Source organism: Streptomyces sp. NPDC044003 (assembly GCF_056435185.1).
In genome coordinates this window covers 49,110-74,698 of the sequence record NZ_JBWKFA010000001.1, presented here as the reverse complement: position 1 = coordinate 74,698, position 25,589 = coordinate 49,110, and the positions used below count along the sequence as shown (strand labels likewise).

The 25,589-nt window shown below is 72.4% G+C and carries 20 protein-coding genes; 16 read left to right on the top strand and 4 right to left on the bottom strand.

Going from position 1 to position 25,589, the window contains the following annotated elements:
- Window positions 1-42 precede the first annotated feature (42 nt).
- From AC07AW_RS00300 to AC07AW_RS00275, 6 genes are all read left to right on the top strand, one after another.
- On the top strand, window positions 43-1,212 hold the full coding sequence (locus AC07AW_RS00300) for an ABC transporter ATP-binding protein (RefSeq protein ID WP_478813324.1): 1,170 nt from the start codon (window positions 43-45) through the stop codon (window positions 1,210-1,212).
- A complete protein-coding gene (locus AC07AW_RS00295) occupies window positions 1,209-2,138 on the top strand; it encodes an ABC transporter permease (RefSeq protein WP_478813323.1) in 930 nt (309 codons plus the stop codon). Before AC07AW_RS00300 ends, AC07AW_RS00295 begins: the two co-directional genes overlap by 4 nt.
- Window positions 2,138-2,932 (top strand): ABC transporter permease, encoded by a 795-nt coding sequence (locus AC07AW_RS00290; protein ID WP_478813322.1) that lies wholly within the window; start codon window positions 2,138-2,140, stop codon window positions 2,930-2,932. Before AC07AW_RS00295 ends, AC07AW_RS00290 begins: the two co-directional genes overlap by 1 nt.
- A gap of 37 nt (window positions 2,933-2,969) precedes the next feature.
- Window positions 2,970-4,388, top strand: a complete 1,419-nt coding sequence (locus tag AC07AW_RS00285; protein WP_478813321.1) for an NAD(P)/FAD-dependent oxidoreductase — start codon at window positions 2,970-2,972, stop codon at window positions 4,386-4,388.
- 114 nt (window positions 4,389-4,502) lie between these two features.
- Complete coding sequence (locus AC07AW_RS00280; RefSeq protein ID WP_478813320.1) at window positions 4,503-4,976, top strand: hypothetical protein; 474 nt, start codon at window positions 4,503-4,505, stop codon at window positions 4,974-4,976.
- 125 nt (window positions 4,977-5,101) lie between these two features.
- Window positions 5,102-6,904, top strand: a complete 1,803-nt coding sequence (locus AC07AW_RS00275; protein ID WP_478813319.1) for a chitinase — start codon at window positions 5,102-5,104, stop codon at window positions 6,902-6,904.
- Here the strand turns inward: AC07AW_RS00275 and AC07AW_RS00270 are convergent.
- Both AC07AW_RS00270 and gabT read right to left on the bottom strand, forming a co-directional pair.
- Window positions 6,840-7,604: a phosphatase PAP2 family protein gene (locus tag AC07AW_RS00270; RefSeq protein ID WP_478813318.1), complete on the bottom strand. Its 765-nt coding sequence runs from the start codon at window positions 7,602-7,604 to the stop codon at window positions 6,840-6,842. The two genes, AC07AW_RS00275 and AC07AW_RS00270, sit on opposite strands and share 65 nt — an antisense overlap.
- A gap of 100 nt (window positions 7,605-7,704) precedes the next feature.
- On the bottom strand, window positions 7,705-9,039 hold the full coding sequence (gene gabT, locus AC07AW_RS00265) for a 4-aminobutyrate--2-oxoglutarate transaminase (RefSeq protein ID WP_478813317.1): 1,335 nt from the start codon (window positions 9,037-9,039) through the stop codon (window positions 7,705-7,707).
- An 805-nt stretch (window positions 9,040-9,844) separates the two neighbouring features.
- Between gabT and AC07AW_RS00260 the strand changes: the two genes are divergently transcribed.
- Both AC07AW_RS00260 and AC07AW_RS00255 read left to right on the top strand, forming a co-directional pair.
- Window positions 9,845-12,142 carry an ATP/GTP-binding protein gene (locus tag AC07AW_RS00260; RefSeq protein WP_478813316.1) on the top strand — a complete coding sequence of 766 codons (2,298 nt, stop codon included), beginning with the start codon at window positions 9,845-9,847 and terminating at the stop codon, window positions 12,140-12,142.
- 193 nt (window positions 12,143-12,335) lie between these two features.
- The gene (locus AC07AW_RS00255) at window positions 12,336-13,892 is read left to right on the top strand and encodes a PucR family transcriptional regulator (RefSeq protein WP_478813315.1); all 1,557 of its coding nucleotides are present in this window, start codon (window positions 12,336-12,338) and stop codon (window positions 13,890-13,892) included.
- 114 nt (window positions 13,893-14,006) lie between these two features.
- Here AC07AW_RS00255 and AC07AW_RS00250 read toward each other — a convergent pair whose 3' ends face one another.
- Window positions 14,007-14,219, bottom strand: a complete 213-nt coding sequence (locus AC07AW_RS00250; protein ID WP_478813314.1) for a hypothetical protein — start codon at window positions 14,217-14,219, stop codon at window positions 14,007-14,009.
- A 152-nt stretch (window positions 14,220-14,371) separates the two neighbouring features.
- Between AC07AW_RS00250 and AC07AW_RS00245 the strand changes: the two genes are divergently transcribed.
- Together AC07AW_RS00245 and AC07AW_RS00240 are read left to right on the top strand one after the other, a co-directional pair.
- Window positions 14,372-15,358, top strand: a complete 987-nt coding sequence (locus AC07AW_RS00245) for an EamA family transporter (RefSeq protein ID WP_478813313.1) — start codon at window positions 14,372-14,374, stop codon at window positions 15,356-15,358.
- Window positions 15,359-15,521: 163 nt separating this feature from the next.
- On the top strand, window positions 15,522-16,967 hold the full coding sequence (locus AC07AW_RS00240) for an aldehyde dehydrogenase family protein (RefSeq protein WP_478813312.1): 1,446 nt from the start codon (window positions 15,522-15,524) through the stop codon (window positions 16,965-16,967).
- A gap of 61 nt (window positions 16,968-17,028) precedes the next feature.
- On the opposite strand, the gene AC07AW_RS00235 is transcribed toward AC07AW_RS00240, so the two are convergent.
- Complete coding sequence (locus AC07AW_RS00235) at window positions 17,029-17,331, bottom strand: putative quinol monooxygenase (protein WP_478813311.1); 303 nt, start codon at window positions 17,329-17,331, stop codon at window positions 17,029-17,031.
- 155 nt (window positions 17,332-17,486) lie between these two features.
- Here AC07AW_RS00235 and AC07AW_RS00230 point away from each other — a divergent pair, with 155 nt between their 5' ends.
- The 6 genes from AC07AW_RS00230 (at window position 17,487) to AC07AW_RS00205 (ending at window position 25,557) form a co-directional block, all read left to right on the top strand.
- Window positions 17,487-19,409, top strand: a complete 1,923-nt coding sequence (locus AC07AW_RS00230) for an acyl-CoA dehydrogenase family protein (protein ID WP_478813310.1) — start codon at window positions 17,487-17,489, stop codon at window positions 19,407-19,409.
- 74 nt (window positions 19,410-19,483) lie between these two features.
- Window positions 19,484-20,719, top strand: coding sequence for a 3-phosphoshikimate 1-carboxyvinyltransferase (gene aroA / locus AC07AW_RS00225; protein ID WP_478813309.1), 1,236 nt, complete (start codon window positions 19,484-19,486; stop codon window positions 20,717-20,719).
- 34 nt (window positions 20,720-20,753) lie between these two features.
- Window positions 20,754-22,004 carry a 1-deoxy-D-xylulose-5-phosphate reductoisomerase gene (gene dxr / locus AC07AW_RS00220; RefSeq protein WP_478813308.1) on the top strand — a complete coding sequence of 417 codons (1,251 nt, stop codon included), beginning with the start codon at window positions 20,754-20,756 and terminating at the stop codon, window positions 22,002-22,004.
- Entirely contained in the window at window positions 22,001-23,311 is a 1,311-nt protein-coding gene (locus AC07AW_RS00215; RefSeq protein ID WP_478813307.1) for a M50 family metallopeptidase, read from the top strand. Before dxr ends, AC07AW_RS00215 begins: the two co-directional genes overlap by 4 nt.
- A 103-nt stretch (window positions 23,312-23,414) precedes the next feature.
- Window positions 23,415-24,572, top strand: coding sequence for a flavodoxin-dependent (E)-4-hydroxy-3-methylbut-2-enyl-diphosphate synthase (gene ispG / locus AC07AW_RS00210; RefSeq protein WP_041131513.1), 1,158 nt, complete (start codon window positions 23,415-23,417; stop codon window positions 24,570-24,572).
- Between the two features lie 139 nt (window positions 24,573-24,711).
- Complete coding sequence (locus tag AC07AW_RS00205; RefSeq protein ID WP_478813306.1) at window positions 24,712-25,557, top strand: GNAT family N-acetyltransferase; 846 nt, start codon at window positions 24,712-24,714, stop codon at window positions 25,555-25,557.
- The last annotated feature ends 32 nt before the right edge of the window (window positions 25,558-25,589 follow it).

Below are 25,589 nucleotides of genomic sequence, written 5' to 3'. Positions count from 1 at the left end.
TCCGGCCTCGTCCACCTCTCTCACTCCCTGGGACCGCAACCCATGACTGACAAGACTGCTCACACTGGAAAGAACACGGGCGGCGGCGACGTCCGCCTCTCCGGGATCAGCAAGTCGTACGGCTCGTTCAACGCCGTCCACCCGCTCGACCTGACCGTCCCGCAGGGCTCCTTCTTCGCCCTGCTCGGCGCCTCCGGCTGCGGCAAGACCACCACGCTGCGCATGATCGCCGGCCTGGAGGACCCGACGACGGGCACCGTCTTCCTCGGCGACCAGGACGTCACCGACCTCCCGCCCTACAAGCGGCCGGTCAACACCGTCTTCCAGTCCTACGCGCTCTTCCCGCACATGGACATCTCCGAGAACATCGCCTTCGGCCTGCGCCGCCGCGGCATCAAGTCGGTGAAGAAGCAGGTCGACGAGATGATCGACCTCGTCCAGCTCGGCGAGCACGCCCACAAGAAGCCGCACCAGCTCTCCGGCGGCCAGCAGCAGCGCGTCGCCGTGGCCCGCGCGCTCATCAACCACCCGCAGGTGCTGCTCCTCGACGAGCCGCTCGGCGCCCTCGACCTCAAGCTGCGCCGCCAGATGCAGCTGGAGCTCAAGCGGATCCAGACCGAGGTCGGCATCACCTTCGTGCACGTCACCCACGACCAGGAGGAGGCCATGACGATGGCCGACCAGGTCGCGGTGATGAACGGCGGCCGGGTCGAGCAGCTCGGCGCCCCCGCCGACCTGTACGAGAACCCGCAGACCACCTTCGTCGCCAACTTCCTCGGCACCTCGAACCTGATCGAGGCCGAGGTCCTGGAGACGGGCTCCGACGTGCTCGTCACGGCCGGCGGCGGCAAGCTCAGGGTCCCCGGCGACCGCTGTACCTCGGCCGTCCGCCAGGGCGGCAAGGTCCTCGTGGGCGTCCGCCCGGAGAAGATCTCGCTCGCGCACGCCGACGACGCGGGCTCGATCGCCGACGGCCGCAACCGGGTGACCGGCCGGATCGTCGACTCCTCCTTCATCGGCGTCTCCACCCAGTACGTGGTGAACTCGCCGGCGGGCGCGGAGCTCCAGGTCTACGAGCAGAACATCGAGAGGGACGCGCGGCTCCGCCCCGGTGCCGAGGTCGTCCTGCACTGGAACCCGGCCCACACCTTCGGGCTCGACGCGGCGCAGGACATCGACGCGGGCGTGGAGACGGTGGAGGACGCGTCGTGACCGCAACCCTGACGAAGGAGGCTCCGGGGCCGGTCGAAGAACCGGTTCTGCGCAAGCCCTCCACCCGCAAGCGGCTCGTCCCGTACTGGCTGCTGCTGCCCGGCATCATCTGGCTGCTCGTCTTCTTCGCGCTGCCGATGATCTACCAGGCCTCCACCTCGGTGCAGACCGGCTCCCTGGAGAAGGGCTTCGAGGTCACCTGGCACTTCCAGACCTACTGGGACGCCTTCCAGGAGTACGTGCCGCAGTTCGTCCGCTCCCTGCTGTACGCCGGGACCGCGACCCTGCTCTGCCTGCTGCTCGGCTACCCGCTGGCGTATCTGATCGCCTTCAAGGCCGGCCGCTGGCGCAACCTGCTCCTCGTCCTCGTCATCGCGCCGTTCTTCACCAGCTTCCTCATCCGCACGCTCGCGTGGAAGACGATCCTGGCCGACGAAAGCGTGGTGGTGGAGGCGCTCAAGGCCCTGCACTTCCTGGACGTCACCAGCTGGCTCGGCTGGACCGAGGGCGACCGCGTCCTCGCCACCCCGATGGCGGTGGTCTGCGGTCTCACGTACAACTTCCTGCCCTTCATGATCCTGCCCCTCTACACCTCCCTGGAGCGGATCGACGGCCGGCTGCACGAGGCCGCGCAGGACCTGTACGCCTCCCCGGCGACCACCTTCCGCAAGGTGACCTTCCCGCTGTCGATGCCCGGCGTCGTCTCCGGCACCCTGCTCACCTTCATCCCGGCGAGCGGTGACTACGTCAACGCCGAACTGCTCGGCTCGACCGACACCAAGATGGTCGGCAACGTGATCCAGTCGCAGTTCCTTCGTGTCCTCGACTACCCGACGGCGGCCGCGCTCTCCTTCATCCTCATGGCGATCGTGCTCGGCATGGTCACCGTCTACATCCGCCGTGCGGGAACGGAGGACCTGGTCTGATGCGCTGGATCCGCAAGAACCTGGTCGTCATCGCGGGCCTGCTCACGCTCGCGTACATGATCCTGCCGAACCTCGTGGTGATGGCGTTCTCCTTCAACAAGCCGAAGGGACGCTTCAACTACTCCTGGCAGGAGTTCTCGCTCGACGCCTGGAAGGACCCCTGCGGCGTCGCCGACATGTGCGAGTCGCTCTCGCTCTCGCTCCAGCTCGCCGCCTGGGCGACGCTCGGCGCGGTCGTCCTCGGCACGATGATCGCCTTCGCGCTGGTCCGCTACCGCTTCCGGGCGCGTGGCGCGATCAACTCGCTGATCTTCCTGCCGATGGCGATGCCCGAGGTCGTCATGGCCGCCTCGCTGCTCACGCTCTTCCTCAACATGGGCATCGAGCTGGGCTTCTGGACGGTCCTGATCGCCCACATCATGTTCTGTCTGTCGTTCGTCGTGACGGCGGTCAAGGCCCGGGTCATGTCCATGGACCCGCGCCTGGAGGAGGCCGCGCGCGACCTCTACGCCGGGCCCACGCAGACCTTCCTGCGGGTCACCCTGCCGATCGCCGCGCCCGGCATCGCCGCCGGTGCGCTGCTCGCCTTCGCGCTCTCGTTCGACGACTTCATCATCACCAACTTCAACGCGGGCTCCACCGTCACCTTCCCCATGTTCGTCTGGGGCTCGGCGCAGCGCGGAACCCCCGTTCAGATCAACGTCATCGGCACCGCGATGTTCATCCTCGCGGTACTGATGGTCGCGGCCGGGCAGATCATCACGAACCGGCGCAAGAAGACAGCAACGGCCTGAGCGAAAGACGTCTCAGGCACCGAAGGAGTTGGAAACCATGGCCCCAGTCGCCATGCGTCTCGCTGCACAATCTCTCTCCGACGCCCAGCCCGTCCCCTTCTGGCTGGAAGACCCCGGCAAGCCCGGAGCCCTGCCCGCCCTCACCGGCACCGAGAAGACCGATCTCCTCGTGGTCGGCGGCGGATACAGCGGACTGTGGACCGCGCTCCTCGCCAAGGAGCGCGACCCCTCCCGGGATGTCGTACTGATCGAAGGCCGCGAGGTGGGCTGGGCCGCCTCGGGCCGCAACGGAGGCTTCTGCGCGGCCTCCCTCACCCACGGCTTCGGCAACGGGCTCGCCCGCTGGCCGGGCGAGCTGCCGAAGCTGGAGCGGATGGGCGAGCGCAACCTCGACGCCATCGAGGAGACCGTCGCCCGCTACTCCCTGGACTGCGAGTTCGAGCGCACCGGTGAGATCGACGTCGCCACCGAGCCGTACCAGGTGGAAGAGCTCCACGAGTGGTACGAGGAGGCCGGCCGGCTCGGTCTCGCCGAGGGCATGGAGTTCCTGGACCGGGACGCCGTACGGGCCGAGGTCGACTCGCCGACCTTCCTCGGCGGCATGTGGGACAAGCGCGGCGTCGCCATGCTCCACCCCGCCAAGCTGGCCTGGGGCCTCAAGCGGGCCTGCCTCGACCTGGGCGTCCGGATCTACGAGAACACCCCCGGGCTCCAGCTGGTCTCGGTGGGCGCCGGGATGGGCGTCCGCACCCCGTACGGCAAGGTCGTCGCCCGCCGGGTCGCGCTCGGCACCAACGTCTTCCCGTCGCTGGTCAGGCGCGTCCGGGCGTACACCGTCCCGGTCTACGACTACGCCCTGATGACCGAGCCGCTCAGCCCTGAGCAGCTCGCCTCCGTCGGCTGGAAGAACCGGCAGGGACTCGGCGACTCCGCCAACCAGTTCCACTACTTCCGGATCACCGCCGACCACCGCATCCTGTGGGGCGGCTACGACGCGGTGTACCCGTACGGCGGCAAGGTCAGCGCCGAGATGGACCACCGCCCCGAGACGTACCTCAAGCTCGCCGAGCACTTCTTCCGCTGCTTCCCGCAGCTGGAGGGGCTCCGCTTCAGCCACGCCTGGGGCGGCGCGATCGACACCTGCTCGCGCTTCTCGGCCTTCTTCGGCACCGCCCACCAGGGCAAGGTGGCGTACGCGGCCGGGTTCACCGGGCTCGGCGTCGGCGCCACCCGCTTCGGCGGGGACGTGATGCTCGACCTGCTCGCGGGGGAGCGCACCGAGCGCACCGACCTGGAGATGGTCCGCTCCAAGCCGCTGCCGTTCCCGCCCGAGCCGGTCGCCTGGGCCGGAATCGGCATCACCAAGTGGTCGCTCGCCCGCGCCGACGAGAACGGCGGCCGGCGCAATCTGTGGCTGAAGGCCATGGACCGGCTCGGCCTCGGCTTCGACAGCTGAGCCTTGTTGTGATGCAGGTCACATCTGGGCGGTAGTCGAAACCGCGTAAGAGAAGCCCCCGTACCCGCTCTCTCCGGGTGGACATCGAGTCCACACGGAGAGGAGAACGTCGCGATGACTGGTACGGGGGCTTCTGGCGCCAAGGCCGCGGTGGAGTGGCTCGCCTCGGTCGCGCCGGATCCCGAGGCCTGCCGGTGGGAGTGGGAGCGGAACCCCCACGGGGTCGCGCTGCTGCCCGCCGGCAGGCGCTGGGACGTGCTGATCCTGCCGGGGGAGCTCGGCTATCCCACACTCGACGTGCTGACCCGGCTCGTGGACCGGCCCGGCCCGGTCCTGGCCGACTTCGGCGAGGCCCGGATGGGCTTCTTCGTCCCACCGGGAACCGCCGCCCGCTGGCTCGGCACCGGGGTCCGCGGCGCGGGCTCCGGCACCTGGATCGTCGTCCCGTACCCGGGGCGGGTGACCGGTGCGGCGCGCTGGCTGGTGGCGCCGGACGGCCTGGGCACCCTCACCGACGCCTCGCTCCTGGAGCTGGCGATGCACGAGGCGGCGGGTCAACTGGCCCGAGGGGAGGGGGGATCCGACTAGGGGTGTTGCGGCAGCCCCACACGGCACCCGCGGCGCCCGTCCCGCACAGAGGTCTTGACCACTTGATTGGTCTGGACCATGCTGTGGCGCGCTCCACCTCGATTCCCCCACCCCCGGAGGCAGTTGTGGACCGCACCAGACCCCTCACCCTGCTGTTGGCGGGCTCCCTCGCCGCCGGCGGGCTCCTCGCACTCACCCCCGCGGCCCAGGCCGCCGACACCGAACTCGCCCGCAACGGCGGCTTCGAAGCCGGCCTCGACGGCTGGAGCTGCACGGCGGGCAGCGGCGCCGTCGTCCCGTCGCCCGTGCACGGCGGGACGAAGGCGCTCCAGGCCACCCCGGCCGGCAGCGACAACGCCAAGTGCTCCCAGACCGTGACGGTGAAGCCCAACTCCACCTACACCCTGAGCGGCTGGGTCCGCGGCAGCTACGTCTACCTCGGCGCCTCCGGAACCGGCACCACCGACGTCTCCACCTGGACGGCCTCCGCCCCCGACTGGCAGAAGCTCACCACCTCGTTCACCACGGGCGCCTCCACCACCTCGGTCACGATCTACACCCACGGCTGGTACGGCACCCCCGCCTACCAGGCCGACGACCTCTCCCTGTACGGCCCCGGCGGCGGCCCCGTCCAGCTCCCTACAGCCCCCACCGGCCTCACCGCCGGCTCCCCGACCTCCACCTCCGTACCGCTGAGCTGGACCGCGGTCTCCGGCGCCACCTCGTACAACGTCTACCAGGGGACGACCAGGATCCAGACGGTCACCGCCCCCTCGGCCACCGTCTCCGGACTCACGGCCTCCACCCCGTACACCTTCCAGGTCACCGCCGTGAACAGCGCCGGCGAGTCCCCGAAGTCGGCCGCCGTGACCGCGACCACGACCTCCGGCGGCGGAGGCGGGGGCGGCGGCCTGCCCGCGCACGCCCTCGTCGGCTACCTCCACACGAGCTTCGCCAACGGCTCCGGCTACACCCGCATGGCCGACGTCCCCGACTCCTGGGACGTCATCAACCTCGCCTTCGGCGAACCGACCTCGGTGACCTCCGGCGACATCCGCTTCAGCCTCTGCCCGGCCACGGAGTGTCCGAACGTCGAGTCCCTCGCCGACTTCAAGGCGGCGATCAAGGCCAAGCAGGCCGCCGGCAAGAAGGTCCTCATCTCCATCGGCGGCCAGAACGGCCAGGTCCAGCTCTCCACCACCGCGGCCCGCGACACCTTCGTCTCCTCCGTCTCGAAGATCATCGACGAGTACGGCCTCGACGGCCTCGACATCGACTTCGAGGGCCACTCGCTCTCGCTCCAGACCGGCGACACCGACTTCCGCAACCCGACCAGCCCCGTCGTCGTCAACCTGATCCAGGCGGTCAAGACCCTCAAGGCCAGGTACGGCACGAAGTTCGTCCTGACGATGGCCCCCGAGACCTTCTTCGTCCAGCTCGGCTACCAGTACTACGGCTCCGGCCCCTGGGGCGGCCAGGACCCGCGCGCCGGCGCCTACCTGCCGGTCATCCACGCCCTGCGCGACGACCTGACCCTGCTCCACGTCCAGGACTACAACTCGGGCTCCATCATGGGCCTCGACAACCAGTACCACTCGATGGGCGGCGCCGACTTCCACATCGCCATGACCGACATGCTCCTCACCGGCTTCCCGGTCGCCGGCAACACGGACCGCTTCTTCCCGGCCCTCCGCCCCGACCAGGTCGCCATCGGCCTCCCCGCCTCCACCCAGGCGGGCAACGGCCACACGACCCCGGCCGAGGTGAACAAGGCCCTCGACTGCCTCACGAAGAAGACGAACTGCGGCACCTACCAGACCCACGGCACCTGGCCGGCCCTGCGCGGCCTGATGACCTGGTCGATCAACTGGGACCGGTACAACCAGTGGGAGTTCTCGAAGAGCTTCGACGCGTATACGTGGAGCTGACGCCCAGCACGAGCAACGACAGGCAGAGACTGGCGAAGACGTCCAGCGGCCAGTGGAAGCCCCGCAGGATCAGCCCTGTCCCCGTCACCGCCGTCAGCACGGCGGCGACGGGGATCAGGCGGTTCGAGACGAGGAAGGCGGCGCCGAAGTAGGCGACCGTGGCCGTGGCCGTGTGGCCCGAGGGGTAGTAGCCGTGGGCCCAGGGCTCCAGCGGGCCGGGGCGGGCCGTCCACTCCTTCAGCGGAATCACCAGGAGGGGTACGGCGGCCATGGCGAGGCCCGCGTACAAGGCGGCCGCGCGGCGGCCCCGCCACACCGCGTACGCCATCGCGCAGGCGAGGACCGGGAGAGCGACCGTCATGTTGCCGAGGTCGGAGGCGAGTTCGCTCAGGGGCCGGGGGACCGTGTCCACCAAGGACCGGGACACCCGCTCGTCGAGCCTGGCCAAGGGGCCGTGGACGAGCACCTGCCAGGTCACGACGGCGAGGGCGACGAGCGCCGAGAAGAGAGCCGGCCGCCCTGGAACAGGGGGGGTGGTTCCAGGGCGGCCGAGGGGATCGGGCTGCCGCGCGCCCCGGGGGGTGTGGGGCGGGCGGCCATCCGATCGGTGAGGAGTTCCGGGGCACGAGGCCCCGGTGGTGTGCGCCAAGGCACGGTGTGGACGGGGCTGGGGAGGCTCCGCCCGGGGTGTTTCTCTCATCTGCAGAAACCGTACGTCACGGAACGGGGGGCCGACAGCGGGAAACGCGTCCCGCCATCGGCCCCCCACAGAGTCTTCACACCGTGTGCCTGATCGGTCCTCAGACGGTCGCGAGCGCGGCCTCGATGACGTCCAGGCCCTCGTTGAGGAGGTCCTCGCCGATGACCAGCGGCGGCAGGAAGCGGAGCACGTTGCCGTAGGTGCCGCAGGTCAGGACGAGCACGCCCTCGTTGTGGCAGTACTTGGCGAGCGCGGCGGCGGCCTCCGCGTGCGGCTCCTTGGTGACCGGGTCCTTCACCAGCTCGATGGCGATCATGGCGCCGCGGCCGCGGATGTCACCGATGACCGGGAACTTCTCCTGCATGGCGGTGAGGCGGCCCTTCATGACCTCCTCGATGCGCTTGGCCTTGCCGTTGAGGTCGAGCTCCTTCATCGTCTCGATGGAGCCGAGCGCACCGGCGCAGGCCACCGGGTTGCCGCCGTAGGTGCCGCCCAGGCCGCCGCCGTGGACGGAGTCCATGATCTCGGCGCGGCCGGTGACGGCGGCGAGCGGCAGACCGCCCGCGATGCCCTTGGCGGTGGTGATGAGGTCCGGGACGATGCCCTCGTCCTCGCAGGCGAACCACTGGCCGGTACGGCAGAAGCCGGCCTGGATCTCGTCCGCGACGAAGACGATGCCGTTGTCGTTGGCGAACTTCACGATCGCCGGCAGGAAGCCCTTGGCCGGCTCGATGAAGCCGCCCTCGCCGAGGACCGGCTCGATGACGATCGCGGCGACGTTGTCGGCGCCGATCTGCTTGGTGATGTTGTCGATCGCCTGGGCGGCGGCCTCGGGGCCGCAGTTCTCGGCACCCGTGGGCCAGCGGTAGCCGTAGGCGACCGGCACGCGGTAGACCTCGGGCGCGAACGGGCCGAAGCCCTGCTTGTACGGCATGTTCTTCGCCGTCATGCCCATGGTGAGGTTCGTACGGCCGTGGTAGCCGTGGTCGAAGACGACGACGGCCTGGCGCTTGGTGTACGAGCGGGCGATCTTCACCGCGTTCTCGACGGCCTCGGCGCCCGAGTTGAACAGCGCGGACTTCTTGGCGTGGTCGCCCGGGGTCAGCTCGGCCAGCGCCTCGCAGACCTCCACGTAACCCTCGTACGGCGTCACCATGAAACAGGTGTGGGTGAAGTCCTGGAGCTGCGCGGAGGCGCGGCGCACGACGGCCTCGGCGGACGCGCCGACCGAGGTCACGGCGATGCCGGAGCCGAAGTCGATCAGGCGGTTGCCGTCGACGTCCTCGATGATGCCGCCGCCGGCCCGCGCGGTGAAGACGGGCAGCGTGGAGCCGACGCCACCGGCGACCGTGTCGAGACGGCGGGCCTGAAGCTCCTGCGACTTCGGACCGGGGATGGCGGTGACGACGCGCCGCTCCTGCGGGACAGCGTTCATGCGGGGCTCCTGGGGGTGTTCTGGACGCACTTGCGGGTTTCCTCCGCAGGCTAGGCGCGGGGGAGGGGGTGCGGCATGCGCCGATCGGGAGTGGTGGCGGGTGTGTCGTTGTCCGGGATGGACATGACGGCTCCGCTTCCGCGCCCCGGCCACGTCCGGACGCGTCGGGGCGGCCCTCGGCCGTACGGGTGGTCGAATCCCCTCCCGGGGGCCCCGGGCCCACTAGATTGACGGTGGCACAGACGCGGCGACCTGGCTGGTCAGGGGGCAGGGGTTCATGGAGACCGACGGCACGTACGAGTCACGCGACACCAGGGGAGGCGCGGTCCCGCGCCCAACGGCGCCGCCGACCGACGGCCGGGCCCCCGGGACCCCGCCGCAGGCGCGCCCGGAGACGAGACCGGGGGCGCACTCGGGGGCGCATTCGGGTGCGGCGGTCCCCGCGCCGGTCCCGCCGACCGACGGCCGGCCCGCGCACTCGGGTGCGGCCGGGCACGCGCCCGTCCCGCCGTCCGACGGCCGGCCCGCGGGCGCGCCGGTCCCCGCGCCGGTCCCGCCGACCGACGGCCCGCCCGCAGGCGCGCCCGTGCCCGCGCCGCCGCCCGCGCCGCCGCGGCCGGTGACGGCGCCCGGGGCTCCTGCGGCTCCTGCGGCTCCTGCGGAGCCGAAGGGGTCCGGGGCGCTCGGTGCTCCTGGGGCGTCGGGTGCTCCGGGGGTGTCGGGTGCGCCCGGGGGGCTGGTTGCTCCGGGGGCGCCAGGTGTTCCCGGGGCGTCGGGTGCTCCCGGGGTGCCGGTTGCTCCAGGGATGTCCGGTGCCCCCGGGACCCCCGCCGCCCCGCCCGTCGTCGCCTGGATCGACGCCCCGCGCCCCGAGGCCGCGCCCGGGATCTGGCGGTTTCGGCATGTGCCACCGCCGCCGCCCCGGGAGGCGCGGAAGCTTGCGCCCGTCACCGTGGCCGGGCTGCTGATCCCGCTCGTCCTGGGGCTGCTGCTCTGGTCGGCCTGGCGGCGCGGAGCCGTCCCGTACGAGTGGATCCCGCTCGCCACCTTCACGCCCTCCGAGTGGTGGTACGCCGGAGGCACCTCCCCCCGCGACTGGCACGGCGCCGAGGCGCACGTCGTCTACGACGGGGTCTTCTTCGCCGTCCTCCTCTACGCGATGGCCCGCCTCGGCGCCTGGGCCGAACTCGCCCGCCACCTCCTCGCCGACCGCCGCCCGCCCGTGCGCGCCGCGTTCACGGCGGGCGCCGCGCTGATCGCCCTGACGTTCGTCTGGCCGGACGCCTTCCCCGGCGTCGGCTGGGACGCGCTGCCGGTCGTCGCGCCGCTGCTCTCCCTCGTGGTGCTCCTCGGCGGCGGGTACGACGTCCTGGCGTCGCCCGTCCTCGTCTACACCCTGTACGGCCTGATCACGGCCGCCGTGCTCTGGCCCTTCGCCCGCCTCGGCGACTGGCCCGGCCTGGTCCGCGGGTGGCTCAAGGCCCGCGCCGCCACGACGGACGGCACCCCGCCGCCCGTCGACCTCGCGGGGCCCGTACCGCTCTCGCAGTGGCCCGAGCTGCGGGCGGCCGGTCACCAGCAGGCGGCGGACCTGCTCGCCGCCGAACTGTTCGCGGGGCGCATGAACGACGTGGACTGCGCACGGGTCCTTCGGAGCCTGGAGCCGGGCGGCCATGCGCGGACCGGCCTCGCCTCCTTCGTCGACACCGTGTACCGGCAGGGCGCCGCCGCCGGGGTCCACCCCTCGGGAGACCGCGACCTGCCGGGCCGCGCCGCCACCCACGACCTCCTCCTCGGGCAGGTCCGCATCGGCCGCTGCGCGGCCGAGGAACGCAACCCGGCCGCCTACCGGGGCGTCGGCCTCGCCCTCGAACCGGCCGCCCTCGCCACCTCCCTCCTGGTCGTCGGCCCCTCCGGCGCCGGGAAGACCACGCGCCTGACCGGCCCCGTCGTCGAGTCCCTCACCCTGCAGGCCCTCACCGGAGCCTGCGCGGTCGTCGCCGTGGGCACGGCGGACGCGCCGCTCGGCCCGGACGCCGCCTATGACGTCGTGGTCCGGCCCGGCGACCCGGCCTCGCCCTACGACCTCGACCTGTACGCCGGCCTCGCCGACCCCGACGAGGCGGCGGCGCTGCTCGCGGAGGGCCTGGCGGGCGACGTCGACGGCCTCGACGTCCGGCGGGCCGCCACCGTCCTCGCCCAGCTCATCGGCCCCTACCGGGCGGCGCACGGCCGCTTCCCGTCCGTGCCGGTGCTCCGCGAACTCCTCGAAGCGGGCCCGGAGACGCTGACCGCGCTCCTCGGCCGGCTCCCGGCCGACGCCGCGGCCATGCGCCGCGAGCTGGAGGCCCGGATCCGGCAGGCCGGCACCGCCGCCGACGCCGGGCCGCTCCTCGCGGACCGCCTGTCGCTCCTCGACCGGCCGGCCTTCGCCGAGTTCTTCGGCGCCGACGGGAGCGACGTCCGGCCCTTCTCGCTGAAGTCCGTCGTCCACCACCCGCTGCGGGTCCGGATCAAGCTGCCCGAGCGCGGCCACGAGGAGGCCTCGCGGCTTCTCGCCCGGCTGCTGCTCGCCCAGTTCCTGGCGGCGGCCCGGACGGGCACCAAGCGTCCGCACTTCGTGTCCCTCGTCCTCGACGACGCCCACGGGGCGCTCACCACGGGCACCGTCCGCTCCCTCCAGCGGCTGCGCCCGCACAACGCCGGAGTCGTCCTGGGGCTCCGTACCCTCGGCGAGGTGCCCGAGGCCCTGCACGGTCCGCTGCTCGGCGCCGTCGGCTGCCGGGTGGCGCTCTCCGGCATCACCACCTGGGACGGCCGGGGCTTCGCCGAGACCTGGGGCAAGGAGTGGGTGGAGACCACCGAGGTGGCGCAGCACACGGTCTTCGCCCACCAGCCGATGACCCGGTTCATCCACTTCCTGCGCAAGAAGGTGACGGGCGTGGCCGTCACCACGGACGCGGTCACGACCCGGAAGGTCGAGCGCGAGCGCTGGTCCGCCTCGGAGCTCGCCCACGCGGTGCCGCCGGGGCACGCCGTGGTGTCCCTGACCACGGCCCAGGGCGCGCACACGCCACCGGTCCTGGTCGACCTGCGCGGCTGAGCCGTCGTCCCGCGCGGGGTGGGCCGCCCCTCGGTCCCTCGTACGGCCGACCCGTCTCACCCCTCGCGCGGCTGAGCGCGGTCCGGGTGGCCCTGGCACAATCGGGGGCGCTGCTCAGTTGAGCGGCGCCTCCCCGCTTCCGTGCACGGCTCCCCCCGCGCGCGGTCCTCGCTCAAAGGTCCGACGGTCCCCAATGCCGCCCACCCTCGCCTCGCTCGTGCAGCACTCCGCCCTCAAGCTCATCGTCCGTGCCGGTGAGGACCGCCTGGACACCCCCGTCCGCTGGGCGCACGTCAGCGAGCTCGCCGACCCCGTCCCGTACATGGAGGGCGGCGAACTCCTCCTCACCACCGCGCTCACGCTCGACGCCGAGGACCTGGAGGCGATGCGCCGCTATGTGCGGCGGCTGCTCGGCGCCGGTGTCGTCGGGCTCGGGTTCGCCGTGGGCGTCAACTACGAGGAGATCCCGCCGGCTCTGCTCGACGCCGCGCGCGAGGAGCATCTGCCCCTGCTCGAAGTGCCGCGCCGGACCCCGTTCCTCGCCATCAGCAAGGCCGTGTCGGCGGCCATCTCCGCGGACCAGTACCGGGCCGTCACGGCCGGTTTCGAGGCGCAGCGCGAGCTGACCCGCGCCGCGCTCGCCGAGGGGCCCGAGGCCGTCGTCGCCCGGCTCGCCGCGCACGTCGACGGCTGGGCCGCGCTGTACGACGCCTCCGGCACCGTCGTCGCCGTCTCGCCCGAATGGGCGGCGCGCCGGGCCGCCCGGCTCACCCCCGACGTGGAGCGGCTGCGTGAGCGGCCCGCGCCCGCCAGCGCGGTCGTCGGCGGTACGGACGACCGCGTCGAGCTCCAGTCGCTCGGCACCGGGCGCCGGGTGCGGGGCGCCCTCGCGGTCGGTACGGGCGCGCCCCTCGGCACGGCCGAGCGGTACGCGGTGCACTCGGCGATCGCCCTGCTCACCCTCACGACGGAACGTTCCCGCTCGCTCCAGGCGGCGGAGCAGCGGCTCGGCGCGGCCGTGCTGCGGCTGATGCTCGCCGGCCAGCCGGAGCCCGCCCGCGCGGTGGCCGGGGACCTGTACGGAGGGCTGCTCGACGCCCCGTACCGGCTGCTCCTCGCCGAGCCCGCCGGCGGAGAGCAGGGCGCGGAGCCGCCGCTGCCGGTGCTCGCCGAATCCCTGGAGGCCGCCGCCGCCCGTGCGGGCGAGGCGGTGCTGACGGTCGCCGAGAGCGGGCGGCGGCTCGCCGTCCTCGCCGGGGACGGCGGCGCGGTGGTCGCCGCCTGCGAGGGGTACGCGGAGCGCGAGGCGGACGAGGCCGGTGTCGTCGTCGGCCTCTCGGCCCCGGCGGGCCCGAGCGGCGCGGCGGCCGCGTACAAGCAGGCCGAGCAGGCGCTCTCGGTCGCCCGGCGGCGGGGCAGGGCGCTCGTCGAGCACGAGGACCTGGCGGCGGGCTCGGTCCTCCCGCTCCTCGCCGACGACGCCGTCCGCGCCTTCGCCGACGGGATGCTGCGCGCCCTGCGGGAGCACGACGCGACCGGCCGCGGCGACCTGGTGGCCTCGCTGCGCGCCTGGCTCTCCCGGCACGGCCAGTGGGACGCGGCGGCGGCGGACCTGGGCGTCCACCGGCACACGCTGCGGTACCGGATGCGCCGGGTGGAGGAGATCCTCGGCCGTTCCCTGGACGATCCGGACGTCCGGATGGAGCTGTGGCTGGCCCTGAAGGCGACGGGCGAGGACGGGGAGCAGTAGGACTCCGCGTTCGACTCCCCGTCCGGGACGGGGAGCAGGAGGCCTCCCCTTTCGACTCCCCGTCCAGGACGCGGAGCAGGAGGACTCCCCGTTCGGCTCCCCGTCCAGGACGGCCTACGCGTCCGAGCCGCCGCCTGCGCTCATGTCGTCGCCCCCGCCGTTCCGGCGCAGGCTCCGGCGCTGTTCCGAGCGGACCACCTCGCCGCCCAGCAGCGTCACGGTGGCCACCGCGCGCACCCAGCGGGGGCCGCCGCGCGCTGCCCACACCACGCAGCCGCAGCCGGCGACGGCGAGGACCAGGACGCCGATCAGTACGTAAAGGATCATGCTTTCCCCCCGGGGGTCATGCGGTCCCGGTCATCCTCCCACCCCTCCGCAGCACCTCCAGGGGGCTCTCCGGCGTCCGATTTCCGCTGCCCCTGCCCGAATCCGGGCAATTTTCTTGGTCGTCGAGGCCGGAACTCCATACCCTCCTGCTCATGACAAGCCCCGCCGTCGACCCGGCCCCCGAGACGCACCCGGCCGCCCCCGAAGCCCGTACCGAACCCCGTACCGAAGCCCGCACCCCCGCCCCCGCCCGCCGGATCACCGGCGCCGTCTGGGCCGCGCTCGGCATCGTGTACGTCGTCTGGGGCTCCACGTACCTCGGCATCCGGATCGTCGTCGAGACCCTCCCGCCCTTCCTCTCCGGCGGCGCCCGCTTCGTCACCGCCGGCCTGCTCCTCGCCGCGATCGTCGCCTGGCGGCAGGGCCCCGCCGCCCTGAAGGTCACCCGCCGGGAGCTCGGCTCCGCCGTCCTCGTCGGCCTGCTCCTCATCCTCGGCGGCAACGGCCTCGTCGTCCTCGCCGAGACCTCCATACCCTCCGGCCTCGCCGCACTCCTCGTCGCCGCCGTCCCCGTCTGGGTCGTCCTGCTCCGCGCGGTCTTCGGCGACCGCCCCGGCCTCGGCGCCTTCGGCGGCGTCCTGCTCGGCTTCGCGGGCCTCGGCGTCCTCACCGTCCCGGGCCTGAGCGGCGAGGTGAAGATCGGCGGCGTCCTGCTCGTCCTCGTCGCGGCCCTGCTGTGGTCCGTCGGCTCCGTCTCCTCCGCCCGGCTGCCCATGCCGGCCAACCCGTTCACGGCGAGCGCGTACGAGATGCTGGCCGGCGGCCTCGCCGCGCTCACCCTCGGCCTCGTGCGCGGCGAACACCACGGCCTCGACCTGGGCGCCGTCTCCGGCCGCTCCTGGGCCGCCCTCGCGTACCTGATCGTCTTCGGCTCGCTCGTCGCCTTCACCGCGTACGCCTGGCTCCTCCAGTCCGCCCCGGTCTCCCTCGCCGCCACCTACGCCTACGTGAACCCGGTCGTCGCCGTCCTCCTCGGCGCCCTCGTCCTGAACGAGGCCCTGACCTGGCCGATCCTCCTCGGCGGCGCGATCGTCGTCGGCGCCGTCTGCCTCATCGTCTCGACCGAGCGGCGCGGCTGACCGTCCGGCGCGGGAACGCGGGCCGGCCGTCCGCTTCGGCCGAAGCGGACAGAGTCGCCACCCCCACTACTCCATACCGGACAAGCCCGCGCCCGCCGTCCCGGCCCTACGGTGTCACCAGAGCAATCGCTCGCACCCCCGAAACGGAAAGGGCCGGGACGCAATGACGACCACCCACGCCTTCTGGCTCGCCGGCCGTGAGGCCACCGGCGACGCCACCTTCGACGTCACGAACTCGTACGACGGACGTCTGGTCGGCAAGGTCAGCGTGCCCACCGAGGCCCAGGTCGAGGAGGCCGTCGCCGCCGCGCACGCCGTCGTCGACGAGTTCGCCGCGACCCCGGCGCACGTCCGCGCCGCCGCCCTCGACCACGTGTCGAAGCGGCTCGCCGAGCGCACCGAGGAGATCGCCCAGCTGATCTCCGCCGAGAACGGCAAGCCCATCAAGTGGGCCCGCGGCGAGGTCGGCCGTGCCGTCTCCGTCTTCCGTTTCGCCGCCGAGGAGGCCCGCCGCTGGAACGCGGGCGAGGCCCAGCGCCTGGACACCGAGGCCGGCGGCGCGGGCCGCCTCGCCCTCACCCGCCGCATCCCGAAGGGCGTCGTCCTCGGCATCGCGCCGTTCAACTTCCCGCTGAACCTCAGCGCCCACAAGGTCGCCCCGGCCATCGCCGTCGGCGCCCCGATCATCCTCAAGCCGGCCCCGTCGACCCCGATCTCCTCCCTGATCCTGGGCGAGATCCTGGCCGAGACCGACCTGCCGGCCGGCTCCTGGTCGATCCTGACCGTGCCGAACGACCGCATGCCCGCCCTCGTCCAGGACGAGCGCCTCCCGGTCATCTCCTTCACGGGCTCCGACAAGGTCGGCTACGCCATCCAGGAGTCGGTGCCGCACAAGCACTGCACCCTGGAGCTCGGCGGCAACGCCGCGGCCGTCGTCCTGCCCGACTGGTCCTCCGAGGCCGACCTGGACTGGGCCGCGAGCCGCATCGCGACCTTCTCCAACTACCAGGGCGGCCAGTCCTGCATCTCCGTGCAGCGCGTGATCGCCGACGCCTCGGTCTACGACCGCCTGGTGCCGAAGATCGTCGCCGCCGTCGAGGCGCAGGTCACCGGCGACCCGGCGTCCGACGCCACCGACGTCGGCCCGCTCGTCGACGAGAACGCCGCCAAGCGCGTCGAGACCTGGGTCGACGAGGCCGTCGCGGCCGGCGCGAAGCTGCTCGCCGGCGGCAAGCGCGAGGGCGCCACCTACGCCCCGACGGTCCTCACCGACCTCCCGGCCGATGTCACCCTGGCCCGCGCCGAGGTCTTCGGCCCGGTCCTGACCATCGCCAAGGTCGACGGCGAGGCCGAGGCCTTCGCCGCGGTCAACGACTCGGACTTCGGCCTCCAGGCCGGTGTCTTCACCCACGACCTGCAGACCGCCTTCCGCGCCCACCGCGCGCTGGAGGTCGGCGGCGTGATCGTCGGCGACGTCCCGTCCTACCGCGCCGACCAGATGCCGTACGGCGGCGCCAAGCGCTCCGGCGTCGGCCGCGAGGGCGTCAAGTTCGCGATGGACGACTACACCTACGAGCGCGTGCTCGTCCTGACGGGCCTCGCCATGTAAGGCGTACGCCACGAGACCAGGCGGTCCGAGCCCACTGTGCGGGGGCTCGGGCCGCCTTTCCTCATGCGACGGGCGCGTCCACGAGGCGGACGACCTCGGCCGGTCCCGCGCGGAACGCCTTGTTCGCGGCGTCGGCCGCGACCATGTGCGGGGCGACGTCGTGCGCGGCGAGGGCCTCGGCCGAGGCCCAGCGCTCGATCAGGGCGAAACGGTCGGGGTCGTCGGCCACCCGGTGGAGGTCGTACTGCAGGCAGCCTTCCTCGGCGCGCACCAGGGGTGCGAGCGCCTCGAAGGCGGCGAGCTGTTCCGCGCCGCGGCCGGGCAGCGTGGCGACGAGGACGATGAGCTTGATCGGCTGAGACATGCCGCGGACCCTACGCGCGGCCCCGGCGGACGGTCGGAGCGTCTCACCAGGAGGACAAACCCGGAGGGACCCCCTCCTCTTCCCCTCCTCCTCCCTTCCTCTTTCCGGACCCGCCGGAATCGGGTACGACGGACAGGAAGCCCAAGGAGGTGTCCATGTCCGCACCCACCCGGCGGCCGAAGGTCACCGAGCGCGAGGCCCGGCAGGTCGCCGAAGCCGCGCGCGAGCGGGACTGGCGGAAACCCAGCTTCGCCAAGGAGCTGTTCCTCGGCCGCTTCCGCCTCGACCTCGTGCACCCGCACCCGCTGCCCGCCGCGGAGGACGTCCGCCGCGGCGAGGCCTTCCTCGCCGTCCTCCGCGACTTCTGCGAGACCCGGATCGACGGCGCCCGCATCGAACGCGAGGCCCGCATCCCCGACGAGACGATCACCGGACTCAAGGAGCTCGGCGCCCTCGGGATGAAGATCGACCCGGCGTACGGCGGGCTCGGCCTCACCCAGCTGTACTACAACCGCGCCCTCGCCCTCGTCGGCTCCGCCAGCCCCGCCGTCGGCGCCCTCCTCTCCGCGCATCAGTCGATCGGCGTACCGCAGCCGCTGAAACTCTTCGGCACCCAGGAGCAGAAGGACGCCTTCCTGCCCCGGCTCGCCCGCACCGACCTCTCCGCCTTCCTCCTCACCGAGCCCGACGTCGGCTCCGACCCGGCGCGCCTCGCCACCACCGCCGTACCGGACGGGGACACGTACGTCCTCGACGGCGTGAAGCTGTGGACCACCAACGGCGTCGTCGCCGACCTGCTCGTCGTCATGGCCCGCGTCCCCGCCTCCGAGGGACACCACGGCGGCATCACCGCCTTCGTCGTCGAGGCCGACGCGCCCGGCATCACCGTCGAACACCGCAACGCCTTCATGGGCCTGCGCGGCCTGGAGAACGGCGTCACCCGCTTCCACGGCGTACGGGTCCCCGCCGGCCACCGCATCGGCCCCGAGGGCGCCGGCCTCAAGATCGCCCTCACCACGCTCAACACCGGCCGGCTCTCCCTGCCCGCCGCCTGCGCCGGCGCCGCCAAGTGGTGTCTGAAGATCGCCCGCGAATGGTCGGGGGAGCGCGAGCAGTGGGGCAGGCCGATCGGCCGCCACGAGGCCGTCTCGACCAAGATCTCCTTCATCGCGGCCACCGCGTTCGCCCTGGAGGCCGTCGTCGACCTCGCCTCCCAGATGGCCGACGAGGACCGCAACGACATCCGCATCGAGGCCGCCCTCGCCAAGCTGTACGCCTCCGAGAAGGCCTGGCTGATCGCCGACGAACTCGTCCAGATCCGGGGCGGCCGCGGCTACGAGACCGCCGGCTCGCTCGCCGCCCGCGGCGAGCGGGCCGTCCCCGCCGAACAGGTCCTGCGCGACCTGCGGATCAACCGGATCTTCGAGGGCTCGACCGAGATCATGCACCTGCTGATCGCCCGCGAGGCCGTCGACGCCCACCTCTCCGTCGCCGGCGACCTCATCGACCCCGAGAAGTCCCTCGCCGACAAGGCGAAGGCGGGCGCGCGGGCGGGTGGCTTCTACGCCCGCTGGCTGCCCGGGCTCGTCGCCGGCGCGGGACAACTCCCCGGTGCGTACGGAGAGTTCGGAGCCCTCGCGGGCCACCTCCGGTACGTGGAGCGGACGTCCCGCAAACTCGCGCGGTCCACCTTCTACGCGATGTCCCGCTGGCAGGGCCGCATGGAACTGAAGCAGGCGTTCCTGGGCCGGATCGTGGACATCGGCGCGGAACTCTTCGCGATGAGCGCCGCCTGCGTCCGCGCCGAACTCCTCCGTAAGACGTCGGACCACGGCCCCGAGGCCCACCGCCTTGCGGACGCCTTCTGCCGCCAGGCCCGTCTCCGCGTCGACGAACTGTTCACCCGCCTCTGGTCCAACACGGACGACCTCGACCGCCGGGTGTCCGACGGCGTCCTCGCGGGCCGCTACACCTGGCTGGAGGCGGGCATCGTGGACCCGAGCGGCGAGGGCCCCTGGATCGCGGACGCGACACCGGGCCCGTCGACGGAGGAGAACGTCCACCGCCGGATCCCGTAGCCCCCTCGTGGGCAGGCGTTCCGCCATGCGGAACGTCTGCCCACAAGGACGGCGAGGCCGGACACAATGCCCCCGTGACCGTCATCGACATCCCCGGCTCCAAGTCCGTCACCGCCCGCGCGCTCTTCCTCGCGGCCGCCGCGGAGGGCACCACCACCCTCCTGCGGCCGCTCGTCTCCGACGACACCGAGGGCTTCGCCGAGGGCCTCGCCGCCCTCGGCTACGCCGTCCGCCGCGAGCCCGGCGCCTGGCACATCGAGGGCCGGCCCGCCGGGCCCGGAACGGACACCGCCGAGGTCTACTGCCGCGACGGAGCGACCACCGCCCGCTTCCTCCCCACCCTCGTCGCCGCCGGCCACGGCACGTACCACTTCGACGCCTCCCCGCAGATGCGCCGCCGTCCCCTCGGCCCCCTCAGCACCGCCCTGCGCGAGCTCGGGGTCGACCTCCGGCACGGCGGGAAGGACGGCCACCACCCGCTCTCCGTGCACGCCGCCGGCGTGAAGGGCGGGGCGCTCACCCTCGACGCCGGGCAGTCCTCCCAGTACCTGACGGCGCTGCTCATGCTCGGCCCGCTCACCGCCGAGGGCCTCGACATCACCGTCACGGACCTGGTGTCGGAGCCGTACGTCGAGATCACGCTCGCGATGATGCGGTCCTTCGGGGCCGAGGTCACCCGGGAGGACCGTACGTACCGCGTCGCCCCCACCGGCTACCGCGCGCCCACCTACGCCATCGAGCCCGACGCCTCCACCGCCAGCTACTTCTTCGCCGCCGCGGCCCTCGAACCGGGCCGCTCCGTCACCGTCCCCGGCCTTGGGACCGGCGCCCTCCAGGGCGACCTGGGCTTCGTCGACGTGCTGCGCCGGATGGGCGCCGACGTCGAGATCACGGACGCCGGGACGACCGTCCGCTCCACCGGCACCCTCCGTGGCCTCACCGTCAACATGCGGGACATCTCCGACACGATGCCGACCCTCGCCGCGATCGCGCCGTTCGCCGACGGCCCGGTCCGCATCGAGGACGTCGCCAACACCCGGGTCAAGGAGTGCGACCGGCTCGACGCCTGCGCCGAGAACCTCCGGCGCCTCGGCATCACCGTCGAGACCGGCCCCGACTGGATCGAGATCCACCCCGGCACCCCGACCGGGCCCGTCGAGATCGCCACCCACGGCGACCACCGGATCGTCATGTCCTTCGCGGTCACGGCCCTCCGCACCCCCGGGATCACCTTCGACGACCCCGGCTGCGTGAAGAAGACCTTCCCCGACTTCCATCGCGCCTTCGAGGCATTCGTCGGCACCCCCTGAAGACTCCACAGTCTTTGCGGCAAGAATGGGGGGCATGAGCGACCGCCCCTCTCCTCTCGCCGACCCGCACATCGCCTTCGACGTTTCCGAAGGACGCCGGGACATCGTCGTCCTCGGCTCGACCGGGTCCATCGGCACCCAGGCCATCGACCTGGTGCTGCGCAACCCCGACCGCTTCCGGGTCACCGCCCTGGCCGCCTCCGGCGGCCGGGTCGGACTGCTCGCCGAGCAGGCGCACCGGCTCCAGGTCGCCGCAGTCGCCGTGGCCCGCGAGGAGGCGCTGCCCGAGCTGCGCGAGGCCCTGAAGGCGCTGTACGGCTCCGAGCCCCTGCCCGAGCTCCTGGCGGGGCCGGACGCCGCGACCCAGCTGGCCGCCTCCCCGTGCCACACCGTCCTCAACGGCATCACCGGCTCCATCGGCCTCACGCCCACCCTCGCCGCCCTCGAAGCGGGCCGCACCCTCGCCCTCGCCAACAAGGAGTCGCTGATCGTCGGCGGCCCCCTGGTGAAGGCGCTCGCCAAGCCGGGCCAGATCATCCCGGTCGACTCCGAGCACGCGGCCCTCTTCCAGGCGCTCGCCGCCGGCACCCGCGCCGACGTCCGCAAGCTGGTCGTCACGGCCTCCGGAGGCCCCTTCCGCGGCCGTACGCGCGAGCAGCTGGCCCATGTCACCCGCGAGGACGCGCTCGCCCACCCGACCTGGGCCATGGGCCCGGTGATCACGGTGAACAGCGCGACCCTGGTGAACAAGGGCCTGGAGGTCATCGAGGCCCACCTGCTCTACGACATCCCGTTCGACCGCATCGAGGTCGTCGTCCACCCCCAGTCGTACGTCCACTCGATGGTCGAGTTCACGGACGGCTCCACGCTCGCCCAGGCCACCCCGCCGGACATGCGCGGCCCGATCGCCATCGGCATCGGCTGGCCCGAGCGCGTCCCGGACGCGGCCCCCGCCTTCGACTGGACCAAGGCCTCCACCTGGGAGTTCTTCCCGCTCGACACCGAGGCCTTCCCGTCCGTCGGCCTGGCCCGGCACGTGGGCGAGCTGGGCGGCACCGCCCCCGCCGTCTTCAACGCCGCGAACGAGGAGTGCGTGGAGGCGTTTCTCGCCGGACGGCTGCCGTTCAACGGAATCATGGATACGGTCACTGCGGTCGTCACCGAGCACGGAAAGCCCAGCAGGGGAACCTCGCTCACGGTGTCGGACGTCCTCGAAGCGGAGACCTGGGCACGCGCCCGGGCCCGAGAGCTCGCAGCGAAGGCAACAGCGGAGGCCCGCGCATGACCGAAATGCTCCTGTACGCCCTGGGCATCGTGCTGTTCGCCCTCGGCCTCCTCGTCTCCATCGCGTGGCACGAGCTCGGCCACCTCTCCACGGCCAAGCTCTTCGGCATCCGCGTGCCGCAGTACATGGTCGGCTTCGGCCCGACCATCTGGTCGAGGAAGCGCGGCGAGACCGAGTACGGCATCAAGGCCATCCCGGCCGGCGGCTACATCCGCATGATCGGCATGTTCCCGCCGGGCGAGGACGGCAAGATCGAGGCCCGCTCCACCTCACCCTGGCGCTCCATGATCGAGGACGCCCGCGAGGCCTCGTACGAGGAGCTCCAGCCCGGCGACGAGACGCGGCTGTTCTACACGCGCAAGCCGTGGAAGCGCGTGATCGTGATGTTCGCCGGACCGTTCATGAACCTGGTCCTGGCGGCGGCGCTGTTCTTCGGCTCGATGATGACCCTCGGCATCGAGGGCCCGACGACCAAGGTCGCGGGCGTCCAGAAGTGCGTCATCAAGCTCAGCGAGAAGCGCGAGAAGTGCACGGCGGGAGACCCGGTCTCCCCGGCCTTCGCGGCCGGTCTCAGGAACGGGGACAAGATCCTCGCCCTGAACGGGCAGGCGGTGAACGACTGGGACGCCCTCTCCGACCGCATCCGCTCCGCCGCCATCGGTCCCGCCACGCTCACCGTCGAGCGGAACGGGCAGCGGATCGACCTCCACCCGAACCTGGTCACCAACAAGGTCGAGAAGAAGGACTCCCACGGCAACGTCGTGCGGCCGGTCCAGTACATCGACGCCGGCTACCTCGGCTTCCAGCCCAGGGCGGAGGTCGCGCCCCTCTCCTTCGGCGAGACCACCGAGCGCATGACCGATCTCCTGGAGACCGGCTTCCACTCGGTCATCGCCCTGCCGGGCAAGATCCCCGGTCTGTGGGACGCCACCTTCGGCGACGGACAGCGCGCGGAGGACTCCCCGGTCGGCGTCCTCGGCGCCGCCCGGATCACCGGCGAGCTCATGACCGTCGAGGCCCCGCCCGAGCGGATCCTCGTCTACTTCATGAACATCCTGGTGATGTTCAACGTCTCGCTGTTCCTGTTCAACATGCTCCCGCTGCTGCCGCTCGACGGCGGACACATCGCGGGCGCCCTGTGGGAGTCCGTGCGCCGTCACGCCGCCCGGATCTTCAAGCGCCCCGACCCCGGCCCGTTCGACGTGGCCAAGCTGATGCCCGCCGCCTACGTGGTGGCCGGTGTCTTCGTCTGCTTCACGCTGCTCGTCCTCGCCGCCGACATCGTCAACCCGGTGAAACTGACGTAGCCCGCAGGGGGGCCGGACCCGGTGGTGTCCGGCCCCCCGCCCCCGGGGCGGTAACCTCGGAACCCTGAGCCCGCCGACGCACAACCTTGAGGTTGCACTTCAGATGACCGCGATTTCTCTCGGTATCCCGACCGTTCCGACCCGGCTCGCCGAGCGGCGCAAGAGCCGCCAGATCCAGGTCGGCAGCGTGGCCGTCGGCGGTGACGCGCCCGTCTCCGTCCAGTCGATGACGACGACCCGCACCTCCGACATCGGCGCCACACTCCAGCAGATCGCCGAGCTGACCGCCTCCGGCTGCCAGATCGTGCGCGTGGCCTGCCCCACCCAGGACGACGCCGACGCGCTCGCCACGATCGCCCGGAAGTCCTCCATCCCGGTCATCGCCGACATCCACTTCCAGCCGAAGTACGTCTTCGCCGCGATCGACGCCGGCTGCGCGGCCGTCCGCGTCAACCCGGGCAACATCAAGCAGTTCGACGACAAGGTCAAGGAGATCGCCAAGGCGGCCTCCGACGCCGGCACCCCGATCCGGATCGGCGTCAACGCCGGCTCGCTCGACGCCCGCCTCCTGAAGAAGTACGGCCGGGCCACCCCCGAGGCGCTCGTCGAGTCCGCCCTCTGGGAGGCCTCCCTCTTCGAGGAGCACGGCTTCCGCGACATCAAGATCTCGGTCAAGCACAACGACCCGGTCGTCATGGTCGAGGCCTACCGCCAGCTCGCCGCCCAGTGCGACTACCCGCTGCACCTCGGCGTCACCGAGGCGGGCCCGGCCTTCCAGGGCACCATCAAGTCGGCCGTCGCCTTCGGCGCCCTGCTCTCCCAGGGCATCGGCGACACCATCCGCGTCTCGCTCTCCGCGCCCCCGGCCGAGGAGATCAAGGTCGGCATGCAGATCCTGGAGTCGCTGAACCTGCGCCAGCGCCGCCTGGAGATCGTCTCCTGCCCGTCCTGCGGCCGCGCCCAGGTCGACGTCTACAAGCTCGCCGAGGAGGTCACCGCCGGCCTCGACGGCATGACCGTCCCGCTGCGCGTCGCCGTCATGGGCTGCGTCGTCAACGGCCCCGGCGAGGCCCGCGAGGCCGACCTCGGCGTCGCCTCCGGCAACGGCAAGGGCCAGATCTTCGTCAAGGGCGAGGTCATCAAGACCGTCCCCGAGTCGAAGATCGTCGAGACCCTCATCGAAGAGGCGCTCAAGATCGCCGAGCAGATGGAGAAGGACGGCGTCGCCAGCGGCGAGCCGACGGTCGCCATCGGCGCCTGACGTTCCTGGCCCGACATTCCTGAAGCGCGAAGCCCCTCCACCCCACCCGGTGGAGGGGCTTCGTGTGCGTGACGGGCCCCGCCGCGGGGCACGGGGGTACAGTGCGGAGACCAGCAGATCCGTACCGTGAGGCCCCCTCGTGCTGACAGAGACCACCACTCGGGTCCTCGAACCCGCCGACCTCGGCGCCGCGCTCGCCGTCCTGGAGAGCGCCCCCGTCGAGAACGCCTTCGTGACCGCCCGCGTCCAGGTCGCCGGGCTCGATCCCTGGCGCCTCGGCGGCGAGATGTGGGGCTGGTACGCCGAGGGCAGGCTCCGCTCGCTCTGCTACTCCGGCGCCAACCTCGTCCCCATCTGCGCCACCCCCGAAGCGATCCGCGCCTTCGCCGACCGGGCCCGCCGGATCGGCCGCCGCTGCTCCTCGATCGTCGGCCCCGCCGAGACCGCCGGCGAGCTGTGGCGGCTCCTGGAGCCCAGCTGGGGCCCCGCGAGGGACGTCCGCGCCCGCCAGCCCCTGATGGTCGCCGAGGAGCCCTCCGTCACCGTCGCGCCCGATCCGCTGGTGCGCCGCGTCCGCAAGGACGAGATGGAGGTGATCATGCCCGCCTGCGTGGCCATGTTCACCGAGGAGGTCGGCGTCTCCCCGCTCGCCAACGACGGCGGACTGCTCTACCAGGCCCGCGTCGCCGAGCTCGTCGGCGCCGGCCGCTCCTTCGCCCGCATCGAGGACGGCAAGGTCGTCTTCAAGGCCGAGATCGGCGCCGCCACCCGCCAGGCCTGCCAGATCCAGGGCGTCTGGGTCGCCCCCGAACACCGCGGCAAGGGCCTCTCCGAGACGGGCATGGCCGCCGTCCTCCAGTACGCCCTCGCCGACGTCGCCCCCGTCGTCAGTCTGTACGTCAACGACTTCAACACCCCGGCGAGGGCCGCGTACCGCCGCGTGGGCTTCCGCGAGACCGGCGCCTTCATGAGCGTGCTGTTCTGAACCCGCTGTTCGAGGCGGGCGGGCGCTTGTAG

Excerpts from the sequence above, each read along its gene's own strand:
- dxr (WP_478813308.1), top strand. The coding sequence starts at position 20,754 with ATGAGCGACCGCCCCTCTCCTCTCGCCGACCCGCACATCGCCTTCGAC.
- AC07AW_RS00245 (WP_478813313.1), top strand. The coding sequence starts at position 14,372 with ATGACAAGCCCCGCCGTCGACCCGGCCCCCGAGACGCACCCGGCCGCC.
- AC07AW_RS00235 (WP_478813311.1), bottom strand. The coding sequence starts at position 17,331 with ATGTCTCAGCCGATCAAGCTCATCGTCCTCGTCGCCACGCTGCCCGGC.
- AC07AW_RS00270 (WP_478813318.1), bottom strand. The coding sequence starts at position 7,604 with ATGAGAGAAACACCCCGGGCGGAGCCTCCCCAGCCCCGTCCACACCGT.
- AC07AW_RS00215 (WP_478813307.1), top strand. The coding sequence starts at position 22,001 with ATGACCGAAATGCTCCTGTACGCCCTGGGCATCGTGCTGTTCGCCCTC.
- AC07AW_RS00300 (WP_478813324.1), top strand. The coding sequence starts at position 43 with ATGACTGACAAGACTGCTCACACTGGAAAGAACACGGGCGGCGGCGAC.
- AC07AW_RS00255 (WP_478813315.1), top strand. The coding sequence starts at position 12,336 with ATGCCGCCCACCCTCGCCTCGCTCGTGCAGCACTCCGCCCTCAAGCTC.
- AC07AW_RS00260 (WP_478813316.1), top strand. The coding sequence starts at position 9,845 with ATGTCCGGTGCCCCCGGGACCCCCGCCGCCCCGCCCGTCGTCGCCTGG.
- AC07AW_RS00280 (WP_478813320.1), top strand. The coding sequence starts at position 4,503 with ATGACTGGTACGGGGGCTTCTGGCGCCAAGGCCGCGGTGGAGTGGCTC.
- AC07AW_RS00250 (WP_478813314.1), bottom strand. The coding sequence starts at position 14,219 with ATGATCCTTTACGTACTGATCGGCGTCCTGGTCCTCGCCGTCGCCGGC.
- AC07AW_RS00285 (WP_478813321.1), top strand. The coding sequence starts at position 2,970 with ATGGCCCCAGTCGCCATGCGTCTCGCTGCACAATCTCTCTCCGACGCC.
- AC07AW_RS00290 (WP_478813322.1), top strand. The coding sequence starts at position 2,138 with ATGCGCTGGATCCGCAAGAACCTGGTCGTCATCGCGGGCCTGCTCACG.
- ispG (WP_041131513.1), top strand. The coding sequence starts at position 23,415 with ATGACCGCGATTTCTCTCGGTATCCCGACCGTTCCGACCCGGCTCGCC.
- AC07AW_RS00230 (WP_478813310.1), top strand. The coding sequence starts at position 17,487 with ATGTCCGCACCCACCCGGCGGCCGAAGGTCACCGAGCGCGAGGCCCGG.
- AC07AW_RS00240 (WP_478813312.1), top strand. The coding sequence starts at position 15,522 with ATGACGACCACCCACGCCTTCTGGCTCGCCGGCCGTGAGGCCACCGGC.
- gabT (WP_478813317.1), bottom strand. The coding sequence starts at position 9,039 with ATGAACGCTGTCCCGCAGGAGCGGCGCGTCGTCACCGCCATCCCCGGT.